General features: G+C 37.6%; 15 protein-coding genes. 8 read left to right on the top strand and 7 right to left on the bottom strand.

The genetic code is table 11. The features are described 5' to 3' along the window. Positions 1 to 123: 123 nt before the first annotated feature. From MKY06_RS04375 to pdxR, 3 genes are all read right to left on the bottom strand, one after another. Positions 124 to 756: a fumarylacetoacetate hydrolase family protein gene (locus tag MKY06_RS04375; protein WP_035439371.1), complete on the bottom strand. Its 633-nt coding sequence runs from the start codon at positions 754 to 756 to the stop codon at positions 124 to 126. A 335-nt stretch (positions 757 to 1,091) separates the two neighbouring features. Further along, a complete protein-coding gene (gene mmuM / locus MKY06_RS04370) occupies positions 1,092 to 2,027 on the bottom strand; it encodes a homocysteine S-methyltransferase (protein ID WP_013055555.1) in 936 nt (311 codons plus the stop codon). Between the two features lie 134 nt (positions 2,028 to 2,161). After that, positions 2,162 to 3,559, bottom strand: coding sequence for a MocR-like pyridoxine biosynthesis transcription factor PdxR (gene pdxR, locus MKY06_RS04365; protein ID WP_064471334.1), 1,398 nt, complete (start codon positions 3,557 to 3,559; stop codon positions 2,162 to 2,164). A 111-nt stretch (positions 3,560 to 3,670) separates the two neighbouring features. On the opposite strand from pdxR, the gene MKY06_RS04360 reads away from it, so the two are divergent. Further along, positions 3,671 to 4,141 carry a GNAT family N-acetyltransferase gene (locus MKY06_RS04360; RefSeq protein ID WP_098278253.1) on the top strand — a complete coding sequence of 157 codons (471 nt, stop codon included), beginning with the start codon at positions 3,671 to 3,673 and terminating at the stop codon, positions 4,139 to 4,141. A 229-nt stretch (positions 4,142 to 4,370) separates the two neighbouring features. After that, positions 4,371 to 4,571, top strand: coding sequence for a YolD-like family protein (locus tag MKY06_RS04355; protein ID WP_074893948.1), 201 nt, complete (start codon positions 4,371 to 4,373; stop codon positions 4,569 to 4,571). 76 nt (positions 4,572 to 4,647) lie between these two features. On the opposite strand, the gene MKY06_RS04350 is transcribed toward MKY06_RS04355, so the two are convergent. Further along, on the bottom strand, positions 4,648 to 6,576 hold the full coding sequence (locus tag MKY06_RS04350; protein ID WP_029324836.1) for an LTA synthase family protein: 1,929 nt from the start codon (positions 6,574 to 6,576) through the stop codon (positions 4,648 to 4,650). A 394-nt stretch (positions 6,577 to 6,970) separates the two neighbouring features. On the opposite strand from MKY06_RS04350, the gene MKY06_RS04345 reads away from it, so the two are divergent. From MKY06_RS04345 to MKY06_RS04320, 6 genes are all read left to right on the top strand, one after another. Then, a complete protein-coding gene (locus tag MKY06_RS04345) occupies positions 6,971 to 7,153 on the top strand; it encodes a YolD-like family protein (RefSeq protein WP_013081871.1) in 183 nt (60 codons plus the stop codon). Positions 7,154 to 7,301: 148 nt separating this feature from the next. Next, entirely contained in the window at positions 7,302 to 7,520 is a 219-nt protein-coding gene (locus MKY06_RS04340; protein WP_013055551.1) for a helix-turn-helix transcriptional regulator, read from the top strand. Then, on the top strand, positions 7,513 to 7,980 hold the full coding sequence (locus tag MKY06_RS04335) for an MFS transporter (protein WP_223268937.1): 468 nt from the start codon (positions 7,513 to 7,515) through the stop codon (positions 7,978 to 7,980). Before MKY06_RS04340 ends, MKY06_RS04335 begins: the two co-directional genes overlap by 8 nt. A 190-nt stretch (positions 7,981 to 8,170) precedes the next feature. After that, positions 8,171 to 8,581 (top strand): hypothetical protein, encoded by a 411-nt coding sequence (locus MKY06_RS04330; RefSeq protein WP_240524170.1) that lies wholly within the window; start codon positions 8,171 to 8,173, stop codon positions 8,579 to 8,581. Positions 8,582 to 8,593: 12 nt separating this feature from the next. Then, on the top strand, positions 8,594 to 9,517 hold the full coding sequence (locus tag MKY06_RS04325; RefSeq protein ID WP_013055548.1) for an FAD:protein FMN transferase: 924 nt from the start codon (positions 8,594 to 8,596) through the stop codon (positions 9,515 to 9,517). Further along, positions 9,492 to 10,070 carry a ferric reductase-like transmembrane domain-containing protein gene (locus tag MKY06_RS04320; RefSeq protein ID WP_029324835.1) on the top strand — a complete coding sequence of 193 codons (579 nt, stop codon included), beginning with the start codon at positions 9,492 to 9,494 and terminating at the stop codon, positions 10,068 to 10,070. Before MKY06_RS04325 ends, MKY06_RS04320 begins: the two co-directional genes overlap by 26 nt. 32 nt (positions 10,071 to 10,102) lie before the next feature. On the opposite strand, the gene gdh is transcribed toward MKY06_RS04320, so the two are convergent. The 3 genes from gdh to MKY06_RS04305 form a co-directional block, all read right to left on the bottom strand. Further along, a complete protein-coding gene (gene gdh, locus MKY06_RS04315) occupies positions 10,103 to 10,888 on the bottom strand; it encodes a glucose 1-dehydrogenase (RefSeq protein ID WP_013055546.1) in 786 nt (261 codons plus the stop codon). Between the two features lie 17 nt (positions 10,889 to 10,905). Beyond that, positions 10,906 to 11,766, bottom strand: coding sequence for a RhaT/GlcU family sugar-proton symporter (locus MKY06_RS04310; RefSeq protein ID WP_028407570.1), 861 nt, complete (start codon positions 11,764 to 11,766; stop codon positions 10,906 to 10,908). Positions 11,767 to 11,985: 219 nt separating this feature from the next. Next, positions 11,986 to 12,672: a response regulator gene (locus MKY06_RS04305; protein WP_013055544.1), complete on the bottom strand. Its 687-nt coding sequence runs from the start codon at positions 12,670 to 12,672 to the stop codon at positions 11,986 to 11,988. Between the last annotated feature and the right edge of the window lie 7 nt (positions 12,673 to 12,679).

Here is a 12,679-nt window from a genome sequence, read left to right as displayed (position 1 = left end):
ATATATAATCTACGTTCACCATCACAATAAAAAATCCGAACGAGTTGGATTCTCTATCAAGAATCTCGATTCATCGTTCGGATCTTCCTTCAACTAAACTACTTTTGTCCCAGCCTCTTTTTGTTAACGAAAGGAAATGATGCAGGAACCAAGCTCTTGCTGTCCCCATTTAAGTGAAAGCTCATCATGATGAGAAAGCGGACCTACTCCCTCAGGTGTCCCTGTAAAAATAAGATCTCCTTTATCAAGACCAAAATGTTTTCCTGTAAAATCAATAATCGTTTGTAAGTCAAAAATCAAATTTTTAATATTCCCCAGCTGCACGCGTTCATTGTTTTTCACTAGCGAAAAGTCTTTCTTCTTAGATGCTTCTACTCCTTCAAATGGAATAAAGTTTCCCACGACCGCTGAATGTTTGAATCCTTTTGCAAGCAGCCAAGGGTGCTTTTTTTGTTTTAATTCGCTCTGCACGTCTCGAAGCGTCAAGTCTAATCCAATCGTCATCTCGTCAACAAGTTCATCCACTGTTATGCCCTCTTTGTAAGATTGTCCAATATGAAGAATCAGTTCAGTTTCAAAGTGCACCTCTCCTTGGTCGCTAGGAAGAGTAATTGATTGTCCAGCTGCTTCAACGAGAGCGTGAGTAGGTTTGGAAAATAAAAAAGGTGATGTTGGAATATCATTATGTAATTCTTTTGCATGCAGTGCGTAGTTCCGGCCTACACAATAAATATTTTTAATATCTTTCACTTTCATCATCCCTTCTTTCGTTCAAATAAAGATTTTTCAACTTGTATTCTTTTATTTTACAGAAAAAAAAGGTTGGGACATAATAAAATGAATCCAATCTACAGACGGAAAATGGGAATAAATGAGCTGAACTGCTTGTGACACCGCTGTTGATTTCCGTGCAAGGCTCCGCTTTCCGCGGGAGTCTTCGCCTTGCCCTCTAACCAACAGCTAGAAGGACCTGCGCACACGAAACCTACGTTCACCATGACCATAAAAAACACGAACTATCTATTTTTGATAGATCGTTCGTGTTTAACGTTAGCGAAACACTTTTCTCACATTCTCTTTCTTTCAATCTGTTATTTTCTAGCCCATTTTGTAATGCCTTTGATATCATCTGGAGTTGTACGACAGCACCCTCCGATTAACTGAGCACCTGCTTCATACCAGCTGTGAGCGCTGCAGCCATACGTTTCGCCCGCAGATGTCCCGTTCCATGTTTTAGATTCAGCATCATAATGCTCCCCTGAATTTGGATACACAATGACCGGCTTATCCGTTTGAGATTTAATTTCTTTAATAAGTGAAGAAATATATTGAGGCGGCGTACAGTTAACTCCAAGCGCCGCTACTTGCTCATAGGAATCCAGGTAGCGTGCACACTCCGAGATTAATGTTCCGCTGCTAATGTGCAGATCATCTTTTGCGCTGAACGTAATCCATGCGTACGCTCCTTCAAACTCTTCTAGCAGCCTCGCAATGGCTCTTGCTTCCATTACATTAGGAATGGTTTCACAAGCTAACACGTCCGCTCCTGCTTCAATTAATGCTTTCATACGAGGACGATGAAATTCCATTAACTCTTCTTCTGTTACGTCATACTGTCCAGTATATTCCGATCCGTTTGCTAAAAATGCTCCGTAAGGCCCTACCGAAGCGGCGACAATTGGTTTTGGACGATTACGACGATTCTCTTCTTGCTGCCAAAATTCATCTCTTGCTTCAGCCGCAATTTTTACAGATGCTTGAATTAACTCGCGAGCCTCTGCTTCACTCAAACCACGTTTAGCAAAACCTTCAAATGTACTTTGATAACTTGCTGTAATTGCACAGTCAGCTCCCGCTGCAAAGTAATCTTGGTGGACTCTCTTAATCAGTTCCGGCTGCTCCATCAACACTTTTGCAGACCATAAGCTGTCGTTTAAATCACAGCCATATCTTTCAAGTTCAGTTGCCATTGCACCATCTAGTACAATCACAGGGAATGTATGTAAAATTTGTTGGATAGGATTCATTGTTTAATCTAGGGTTGTCCACTAGCAGTTAGCTTCGATTACCCTATCCTCCTTTCAGATAATTTAAAATATATGCAAAAAAGTCTAAAGGACTAGGCAACTTTTGTCAAGAAACCGAAAAAACGAGCATGGATTTATAACCAAGCCTTTTTTAATCGTTTTATTCCTTCTTCTATTTCTTCTCTCCCTAAACTTCCGAAGCCTAACAAAATATGAGGCTTTTGTTTAGGTACTTCCGTAAGCCAATAACGAGAGGTACCGTAGACGGAGACATCTTGCTTTCGAGCTGCGTTAATTAATTGCTGTTCGTTCATATCGTTGTGCACGCGTACAAGTATATGCAAACCTGCAGATTCTCCTGACACCGTGATGTTTTTGTTAAACCCCTTCTGTAAAGCTGCTAAAAGAGTACCGTGTTTCAGTTGATAAGCAGTTCTCACTCTTCTTAAATGCTTACTCCACTCTCCATTTTTCATTATCAGCCCGAGCGTCTGTTGATGGAGAGTTGGAACAGCTTGCTCGTATAAAGAGAAACGTTCATGATATTCTTTTAGAAGAACTTCAGGTAGTACAAGGTAGCTGATTCTTAAAGAAGGCATAAAAGATTTTGAAAATGTACCCGTATAAATGACGCGACCCTTAGTGTCTAAGCTTTGCAATGAAGGGATGGGAGAGCCTTTATAACGAAATTCTCCGTCATAATCATCTTCAATAATAAACCCGTTGCGGTCATTCGCCCATTTAAGAAGCTCTATTCTTCTTGAAACAGGCATGATCATTCCGTATGGAAACTGATGAGATGGTGTGACATAAACAGCTCGTGCTAGGCTATCATAAAGCTCTTGGATGTTTATACCTTTGTTATTAAGCGACACGGGTTTTAAGGAAAATCCATGCTGCTTAAATACAAAGCTAGCCCCGTCATAACAAGGATTTTCAAAGGCAATATCTCTGATGCTTTGCTTTAACATCTGCGCTAATAAACTGAGTGATTGCTGCGTACCTGCTCCAATAATAATTTGATGTTTTGAACAAACCACTCCTCTTGACTGATAAAGGTACGTCGCAATTTCTTCTCGCAGTGATTCTTCTCCTTGACTTTCTTGGTACGTGAACAGCGCTTCTCTATAAGTTTGAAGACTTTCATTGTATCGTTTTTTCCACTCATTCAAGGGAAACAAACGGCTATCAACTTTTCCATACCGAAAATCATAGGTACACAACTTTGTTTCTGAGTGAGGGTGTAAAAATACAGTCGGCTTTTTATCTGTTTGCAGTAAATCAAACTGTGTATTCGTTACGTACAGTCCACTTTTGGGCCTGCTTTCTACATATCCTTCAGCTAAAAGCTGCTGATAGGCCATATCTACAGTATTTCGACTTACATTCAAGTAATCAGCAAGAGACCGGATAGACGGCAGTTTGTCATTTACTTCAACCCTGCTGGATACAATTTCTTTTTTTATATATTCATATAGCTGGTGATACAAAGGCATATCATCTTTGCGGTTTAATAAAGGTGTGAACTTCACGCTAGCTCCTTTCATCTGTCCCTATTTTATTTTTCAAATCTGGCTCTTTTAGAGGGGATACATTTCTTTTACTATAAGTGTAGATCATCTGATTAAAAAGGAGAAGATTTAATGACTACTATTACAATTCGTCAAGCTAATGCCGCTGACATGGAAGCAATTATTTCATTAATGAACGAATACATTGTTGATTTTTACAAGCGCCCTCAGCCTACCAAAAAGCAGCTGAGAAATTTAATTAATCACTTGTTTCACCATCCGGATGCTGGCGTTCAGTTTATCGCGACTCAAAATGACGAGGCAGTAGGGTTTTCGACGCTTTATTTTACATTTAGCACCACGCGTGTAAAGCCTGTAGCGATCTTAAATGACTTGTACGTTACTGAAAAAGCAAGAGGACAAAAAATTGGAGAAAAGTTATTTTCGGCCAGTCATCAGTATACAAAAGAACATCAGTATGCAGCTATGTCTTGGGAAACGGCTTATGATAATACAAGAGCCCAAATGCTTTACAGAAAAATGGGCGGAAATGTAACGAACGATGAATGGATTCACTACGACATTTCAAACGATATTTTATAATATTCTTCCATCCATAAAGTTTTAACACGTTCTTAACACTCCTTTCATAAATGTGTTTTATGATGAATACGACAAATAAATCAGTTTCTGTATGTATTTGTCACATTCTCTGTTAAAGTTTTCACAAAGTGTTCAAACTTTAAGTGAAAACGCTTTCTATTTTTGTGTATAATAAAAATATGCAAATGAAAATGAATGTTACAGCTCGTTAATCATACACATTTTAAATATGGAAGGAGTTTTGAAAATGATTTTAAAAGCATTAAGAAAAAACGGGGCCGTTACAATTAACTATTATAAAAACGGTTTGCTTCAAACGTTTAAAGGAAAAGTACAGCGCCTAGATTTAACAGACCAAACGCTTTCATTAAAAGATGAACAGCAAAATACTTTCTCTATTCGCTTATCGGGAATTAAAGAAATTTATTGATGAATAGTTTACAGTAAAAAAGAACATGATGTTCATTCTGCTTTGCAGAAGTCATCATGTTCTTTTGATTTTAGCTTTATTTAGCTGATGTTTCTGTTTCTTCTTTCCCGTACATATATTTCGAAGGGTCGACTGTTTGGAAATCCTTCAGCTTGTGGAAACGAAGTAAGTCTCCATAAAGCACTTGATCAGATAATTCCAGTTCTTTCGCTACCTTCTGTTTATAAGCTTTCATTTGATTATTTTCTTTAAGCGCTTGGCCCGTCTTAGAATCATAATACGTTCCATCCACTAATGTATATTTCGGAGATACGTAGTTGCCATTGCGGAATGCCACTACATCATCATGATCCTTAGAAAATAAATCTGTGCCAAATTGGATAAACTCTTTGCTGTCAATCCCTACTAAATGAAGAAGAGTTGGCACAACGTCAATTTCTCCACCGTACGTATGATTAACTCCGCCTTTCACTCCAGGAACGTGAATGAATAGAGGTACACGCTGCAGCTGAGCATTTTCATAAGGCGTAATTTCTTTTCCCATTACTTTTTCCATTGCCGCATTATGATTTTCAGAAATACCGTAGTGATCTCCATAAATCATAATTACAGAATTATCATAAAGCCCAGAAGCTTTCAGTTCTTGGAAGAAAGATTGCAATGATTCGTCTAAATAACGAGCCGTTTGGAAATAACGGTCAACTGTTGCATCGCCTGTGTTAGCCGGCTGTATGCTTGCCTCATTGTTTCCAAGTAAAAATGGAAAATGATTTGTTAACGTAATTAAATGCGCATAGAACGGCTGTGGTAAAGACTGCAGCATTGGAACAGATTCTTTAAAGAACGGTTTGTCTTTTAAGCCATAATTAATTTTATTTTCACCCGTCATATTGTAATAACTTGCATCAAAGAACTTATCCACACCGAACTGCTTGTAAATTTCGTTACGGTTCCAAAACGTCTTATAGTCTCCGTGCAGCACAGCGCTCGTATAGCCAGCTTTTTGATCTAAAATAGCTGGTGCTGCCTGATACGTATTGCTTCCTTTCAGTACAAAGGCAGAACCTTGAGGAAGGCCGTATAGAGAGTTGTCCATCATCAGCTCAGCATCTGATGTTTTTCCTTGTCCTGTTTGATGAAAGAAGTTATCAAAATACGTAAAGTCATTTCCATGGGCCAACGAATTTAAGAAAGGTGTCACTTCCTGGCCATTTAATTTGTAATCAATTAAAAAAGACTGAAATGATTCCAAATGAATTTTAATAATATTTTTCCCTTTAGCTTTTCCAAAATAAACGGAATTAGGTTCCGCATAATGACTGTTTTTAAAATTAACGACGTTTGTTAAATCATTGCTGCTTGCAAAAGCTCGCTGTTTAGAGTTTTGAGCAGTTTGAACACCGTCATACATCGTATAATTATAGGCGCCTAGATACTTTACTAAATAATTGCGGTCAAAAGTTCGAGATAGAAGCTGCGGGCGATCAATTTCTGCTAATGTTAAGTTGACAGAAAAGACCATGAATCCTAAAGAAAGAATAGTTACAGCATTCTTAACCGATACTTTTTCATTATGCCAGTCAATTTTTTTACTAAAAAAGAAGAAAAAATAAATAATAAAATCAACAAAATAAAAAACATCATGTGCTTTTAATAAATCCATAATGCTTCCGCCCATACTTCCCGCATTACTTGTCTGCAATAGTGTAGGAAGCGTTACAAAATCGTTAAAAAAACGATAATAGAGAATGTTGCTGTATAACAGCAGCGTCATAATGAAACTGCCTGCAAGAATCCAAGCTCCTGCTTTCTTTCCTTTAAAAAATAAGCCGATTCCTAAAAAAATCAGCACTGAACTCACAGGGTTTATGAACAGCAGTATTTGCTGCATTACGCCGCTTACGCCTAAGTTAAATTCAGTTTTATAAGCCACGTACGACTTTATCCACATTAAAACAGCGGCTAATATGAAATAGTGCAGCGGCTTAGAAACGATTCGCTTCATTTTGATTTTCCTTTCTCGATTAGTTTATGAGTAGATTCACAAAGAACATATAGAAAACCTTTATCATTATACTCATAGAAAATGAAAATTAAATGAAATCCTAGCCTTCACAACTATAGATAGATTCTTTAAATTCATCTACTAGTTTACCTAATACCCACAAATAAATAAACTAAAATCACCTTTTTTTATCATAAAACCCCTTCTCCCCTCATATACTGTATTCTGTTGCAACACCCGTACTGCAAACTTGTGCATTTTTTCACAATTTATCTACAAACTATTCTCATCTTGCTGTATAATAATAATTCTGCCTTGAGCATTCTCCAAATTCCTATGCTTAAGCCACAGCTTTCTTTTCATAACAGATGCACACATGAAAGGAGATGAATAAATGATTTTAAAAGCGCTAAAGAAAAACAAACATGTAACCGTGAATTATTACGAAAATGGCCTGCTTCAAACCTTCAAAGGAAAAATCCAAAATTTAAACCTAACCGACCAAACCCTCTCCCTACGAGATGAAAAACAAAACATTTTTTCCATTCGTTTGTCTGGCATTAAAGAAATTTATTAACAAAAAAGATCCTGAAGAATTCTTCTAGGATCTTTTTTGTATTTTTTATCCATTACTTATTGAAAAATCATCCCATTGGTGTTAAATTAACTTTACATAATGTTAAATCAACTTAACAAATTTATTAAAAAGGCAGCGGGTGATCATATTGACTCTTATTAATCACGTAAAAGAGCTTAGAGCTAAACATGGATATACACAAGGAGATTTAGCTGAAAAAGTTGGAGCCACTCGCCAAACCATTGCAGCTATTGAAAAGGGAAATTACGTTCCCTCCCTACTACTTGGTTTAACAATTTGTGATGTCTTTCAATTAAAAATGGAAGATGTTTTTAGACTTCAAAAGGAGGAGAAAAATATTGAGTAATGTTATTAAATCTTATTTATTGAATGTAGTGTCTCTGTTATGCGTAGGGTGGTTTTTATATGATTTTTTAAGCCTAAATATTCAATTTAGTGAAGTTATGACCGACCCTGAACCCCCGTGGGAAATTACTATGTCTATAGGCTCTTTTGCTTCTTTAATTGTCCTTTTAATTGTCTCATTTTTTTACTACCGCGCGCGTAAAAAGACGAAGAACGTTTCGCCTTTATTATTTCCTTTTGAATTTGCAGAAGAAGATGAACGTGAAAAGATGATAACAGCAGAAGCTTGTAAAAAAGCCTTTGTTTTTCTCCTATTTTCTATTCCTATAGGTGCTATATTAATAGCTTTTTATCCGCTGTTGCCTAATTCTTTTAGCTTCTATCCCATTGCCGTTCTTTTGCTTCTTTCTCTTGTGCAGTTAACGGTTTATTACGTATCAATTAGTAAGATTTATCGCTGATTAAAAAAGGGTTGTTCTAAAAAGAACAACCCTTTTTTAATCTAATAATTCACTGAATTTCCTACAAAAATAATCCAACCTACATCTATTTCACTATTTTTTCATTTTTTCTGTCTATATTGAACTATAACAATTGAACGATGAATGTTACCTTCCACTGCAGTTTTTCTTCAGTGTTCAGTTGCAAAATATGAAAGATAAAAGGAGCATATCAATGGCAGCTAATAAATGGACAAAATGGATGGTTGGTTTATCGAGCGTTGCTGCATTTACCACTTTTGTAGGACTTTCTCAAAAATATGATCAAACAAATTCAACAGCTACAGCACTAAATAACGATACATCAGCCGATAATTCATCTCAAACTCAAACGGAAGATGAGACGGACCTATTTCCAGATTCAGGATCCGACTCCAATATGGACAATGGAACTAACGGGCAAGATCAATGGTCAAATGACAGTTCTAGTGAACAAAGTGGTCAATGGTCAGACGATGATTCAAGTAGCCAGCAAGATCAGTGGTCTAATGATGATTCCGGAAATAGTCAGGATAATTGGGGCAATAACGATGATTCTTCTATGCAGTCAAGACCTTCTTAAGGATGTGATGTAATGAGCTACTCATTTAAAGCAATGAATACTACATTTAACGTATACCAGCTTGAAACACCTGTCAGCCAAAAAGTGGAGAGCTGGTGTTATCTTGTAGAAGAAACGCTAAGCCGCTTTCTTCCAACAAGCGAGCTTTCACAGCTTAATTCGCTGAACGGAAGATTATTTTTACCGTCAAAAATGTTGTATGAAGCTGTAAAAACAGCCTCTTACTATTACAATGAGACAAACGGAATTTTCAACCCATTTCTGTATCATTCTATTCAAACTCTAGGATATGACCAAAGTTTTGAACAACTGCCTAACAATCAGCTTCCTCAAGAAGTAGCAGCTTTTGATGCTGTTAACCCTATTATGATTCATAAAGGAATGAGAAGTATTCAGCTTGCTTCTAATGTCGGTCTGGATTTAGGCGGAATCGCAAAAGGTTGGAGCATTCAGCAAATGGCGAATCAATTAAAGAAAAAAGGAACTTCACTTGGGGCAATCGATGGAGGCGGTGATATTGTAACGTGGGGGCCTGCTAGCAAGCACTGGTCTATCGCGCTCTCTCATCCATTTGATTTATCAAAAAATCTCATGAGCATTAAAGTAAAGAGCAACAGTGGCATTGCCACAAGCAGTGTGGGCAAGCGATTGTGGAAAGTAAACGGACACACTCACCATCATATTATTGACGGCAGAATCAGCAAGCCTAGTTCATCAGAGCTTCTGCAAGCAACGGTTGTTTCAGAAGACTTGACCGTTTCTGAAGTCTATGCAAAATGCATGCTTATTCTCGGATGGGACGCCGGATTAAGATTAGCTAAAATGCATCACCCTTCTTTAGAGGTAATTGCGGTTACAAAAGAAGGCAAGGTGTTAATCGAAAAAAATGCGAAAGGTCAGGTATACCACTATGGCTACTCTCCTCGCGCAATTTAGTGCCCACTTTCCCGTTTGGAATACCATTCGGGCAGCCGGCTTAACTTCTTATTTACTAATGTTTGTATCGGTTGCCGCTGGCATTTCTCACAGCTTTTCGTTTTTTAAACCAAAACGAAAAAAACAGTTCTTGCTGGTTCATCAATCATCAGGGTGGTTCGGGTTATTATTTGGCATGATTCACGGACTTGTTTTATCATTTGATCAATCGATTCATTTTCCACTTTATGACATTTTAATTCCGTTCACTTCCGATTACAAACCAATTAGCACAGGTCTTGGTACTATTTCACTCTACATTTTATTCGTACTGATTATTACATCCGATTTTATAAAACAGCTGGGGAGAAAAACTTGGAAAGCCATTCATTTTCTTGCTTTTCCAGGCTATTTGCTCGCACTGTATCACGGCATTACTTCTGGAACAGATACACAGCAGCCGCTTATTCTTGGGATGTACAGCATCACTGGCTGCATCGTTTTGATTTTGCTTTTTTTACGAATTCAACACCAGTCAGCTCCTAAGAACCAAAAAAAAGCTCAGGAAAACTAAAAAACGCACTCTATTATAGAGTGCGTTTTTTCTTATCCTCGTCCTGCTTGGAATGATGGGTACTGTGTCATACCGCCGTCAGCAAAGAGCGTAATCCCTGTTACATAACTTGCCTCTGAAGAAGCTAGCCATGCAGCAACCGCTGCAATTTCTTCCGGCTCTCCAATGTATCCCATTGGAATCATGCTTTCTACATCTGCACGCTGCTCAGGATCAGCAAATTTCTCAGCGTTAATCGGTGTATTAATCGCTCCCGGTCCAATGTTATTTACACGAATACCTTTTGGAGCGTATTCTAATGCAAGTGTTTCGGTCATGAGCTTCATTCCGCCTTTACTTGCTGCGTAATGAACAAATAATGGCCAAGGAATTTTCTCGTGAACACTCGACATGTTAATAACTGTTCCCTTAATATCATTTTCCACAAAATATTTAATCGCTTCACGGCTGCCTAAAAATGCTCCCGTTAAGTTCGTATCAATTACTTTATTCCAATCGCTTAAAGACATTTCATGAGATGAAACCGGATTTTCCATTCCTGCGTTATTAATCATAACGTCTAACTTTCCAAATTCTTTAATAGCAGATTGAACTAAATTGATCACGTCAGACTCAACTGTTACGTCACCTTTAACCGCAATTGCCTCTCCGCCGACTTTTTTAATTTCTTCTAAAACGCTGTTAGCTTCTTCTTCTTTCGAACGATAATTCACAACTACTTTAGCTTTTTCTGTCGCAAAACGAATCGCCATTGCTTTTCCTAAACCGGTAGATGAACCTGTTATGACAACTACTTTTCCTTCTAAATCTTTATACATTGTTAATAACCTCCTAGTTAGCTTTTGGCGAGCCCTAACATGACTCCTGCTATGATGATCAGTATAATCCCGATAATAATCCCAACTAGCTGACGCTTCGTTTTCTTCTCACCCAAAATGATGATCCCGCCTAATGTTGAAATGACGATTCCCATTTGAGAAAGCGAAAAGCTTGTCGCTACGCCTACTTTAGGTTGTGAGATGAATAAAAACATATTACCAGCGGCCCAAATAAGACCTGGGATAATGTTGCGAATTGCATATTTATTAAATGGCTTATGCTTAAACGTCAGCAATACTCCTCCAATAACCATACCAATTGCTTGAGGTAATAAAGCCGACCATCCGTCTACATTAAATAGACGGGCTACTACAACATAAACTAAATAACCAACGGTTGAAATTAATAAAATAACAATTCCTTTTTTGAAGTTTCCTTTTCCTTCTTCAGCCTCTTTCTCTTCTTTGCTTTGAAGTGATGCTAAAACAATCCCTACAATAATAAAGATAAGAGCGAGCACACCAAGAATGATTGAAGTTTTTGTAGACCACTCGTGAAACACAATTACTCCAAATAATGAAGTGGAAACTAACTGAAGCCCAGTTGAAATAGGCATCGTTTTAGAAACTCCAATTAAATCAATACTTTTCAGCTGATTACTTTGTCCAACTGCCCAAAATAGCCCGGATACAACTCCAACCCCAAAGATTAAAGGTGTAAGCGTAGGGTGTACAAAAATATAAATACCGATGGAGAAAATCAAAGCTCCCAATGTGGTTCCAAGCGTTTGACTATAAGGTCCTCCGCCTAGTTTCACATTGAAAAGCACAATGCTTCCCCAAAATATGGCTGGTAAGACAGCTAAAAATATGTCCATGTTTCAAAACCTTCCTGTGCTAAAATTAAATGTCAAAGTGCATATTCCCCAATTTTTCCGCCATTAATCCTTTTTCAGGGACATTTTATGAATTAATGACCGCACGAAATATTCTTTGGATATCGAAAACTGTATACCTTAATTTGTTCTAGGAGAGAAAAAGATATACTTTCTAACGCAAAAAAACAGCTTTTCCAAATAAAAGCTGTTTTGTATCATTTAATTTATTTTTAACATATAGCGATTAATAGGTCTCCCTACTCTGCCGTATTCAACTGATAATTTCAGCTCGTTTTCCTGTTCTAAAAACTCTAAATACCTTCTTGCTGTAACACGCGCAATTCCTACGCCGTCCGCCACTTCTTCAGCAGAAATTGGATGATTTTGTTCGGAAAGATATTGTTGTATCCTCCTTAGCGTAACCGCATTTAGCCCTTTTGGAAGCAAATCGGCTTTTTCTTCAAATTGCTGAAACAGCATAGAATCTAATTCAGACTGAGTAATATGTTCTTTTTGACTTATTTTAACTTGAAACGAACGATACTGCTCAAGCGCTTGCTTCATTCGTTCAAACTTGAACGGTTTCATAATATAATCTACCGCGCCGTATTGAAGAACTTTCCGTACGGTTTCAATATCACTTGCAGCCGTAACTGCTATCACGTCTGTTTTATAGCCATTTGCTCGAATTTGCTGTAAGGTAGTTAAGCCATCTTGACTAGGCATATACATATCAATAATCGTTAAATCAGGCTGATGCTGTTTAATGAGCTGTACCCCCTCTAAACCATTCGAAGCTGCAGCGATAACGATGAATCCTTCAACTTGTTCAATAAATTGGCGGTTCACTTCTTGTACCATAGGATCGTCTTCTATGAGAAGCACCGTCCATTCTTTTTTATTCATTTCCCAC

Origin of the sequence: Priestia sp. FSL P4-0332 (genome assembly GCF_038005845.1) — a bacterium.
Lineage (GTDB): Bacteria > Bacillota > Bacilli > Bacillales > Bacillaceae_H > Priestia.
Note: the sequence above shows the minus strand (reverse complement) of the source record. Positions and strands in the feature narration are given on the sequence as shown.

Coding starts and splice junctions, on each gene's coding strand:
- MKY06_RS04360 (WP_098278253.1), top strand. CDS start 3,671: ATGACTACTATTACAATTCGTCAAGCTAATGCCGCTGACATGGAAGCA.
- MKY06_RS04345 (WP_013081871.1), top strand. CDS start 6,971: ATGATTTTAAAAGCGCTAAAGAAAAACAAACATGTAACCGTGAATTAT.
- MKY06_RS04330 (WP_240524170.1), top strand. CDS start 8,171: ATGAAAGATAAAAGGAGCATATCAATGGCAGCTAATAAATGGACAAAA.
- MKY06_RS04325 (WP_013055548.1), top strand. CDS start 8,594: ATGAGCTACTCATTTAAAGCAATGAATACTACATTTAACGTATACCAG.
- MKY06_RS04355 (WP_074893948.1), top strand. CDS start 4,371: ATGGAAGGAGTTTTGAAAATGATTTTAAAAGCATTAAGAAAAAACGGG.
- MKY06_RS04310 (WP_028407570.1), bottom strand. CDS start 11,766: ATGGACATATTTTTAGCTGTCTTACCAGCCATATTTTGGGGAAGCATT.
- MKY06_RS04305 (WP_013055544.1), bottom strand. CDS start 12,672: ATGAATAAAAAAGAATGGACGGTGCTTCTCATAGAAGACGATCCTATG.
- MKY06_RS04375 (WP_035439371.1), bottom strand. CDS start 756: ATGAAAGTGAAAGATATTAAAAATATTTATTGTGTAGGCCGGAACTAC.
- MKY06_RS04350 (WP_029324836.1), bottom strand. CDS start 6,576: ATGAAGCGAATCGTTTCTAAGCCGCTGCACTATTTCATATTAGCCGCT.
- gdh (WP_013055546.1), bottom strand. CDS start 10,888: ATGTATAAAGATTTAGAAGGAAAAGTAGTTGTCATAACAGGTTCATCT.
- MKY06_RS04320 (WP_029324835.1), top strand. CDS start 9,492: ATGGCTACTCTCCTCGCGCAATTTAGTGCCCACTTTCCCGTTTGGAAT.
- mmuM (WP_013055555.1), bottom strand. CDS start 2,027: ATGAATCCTATCCAACAAATTTTACATACATTCCCTGTGATTGTACTA.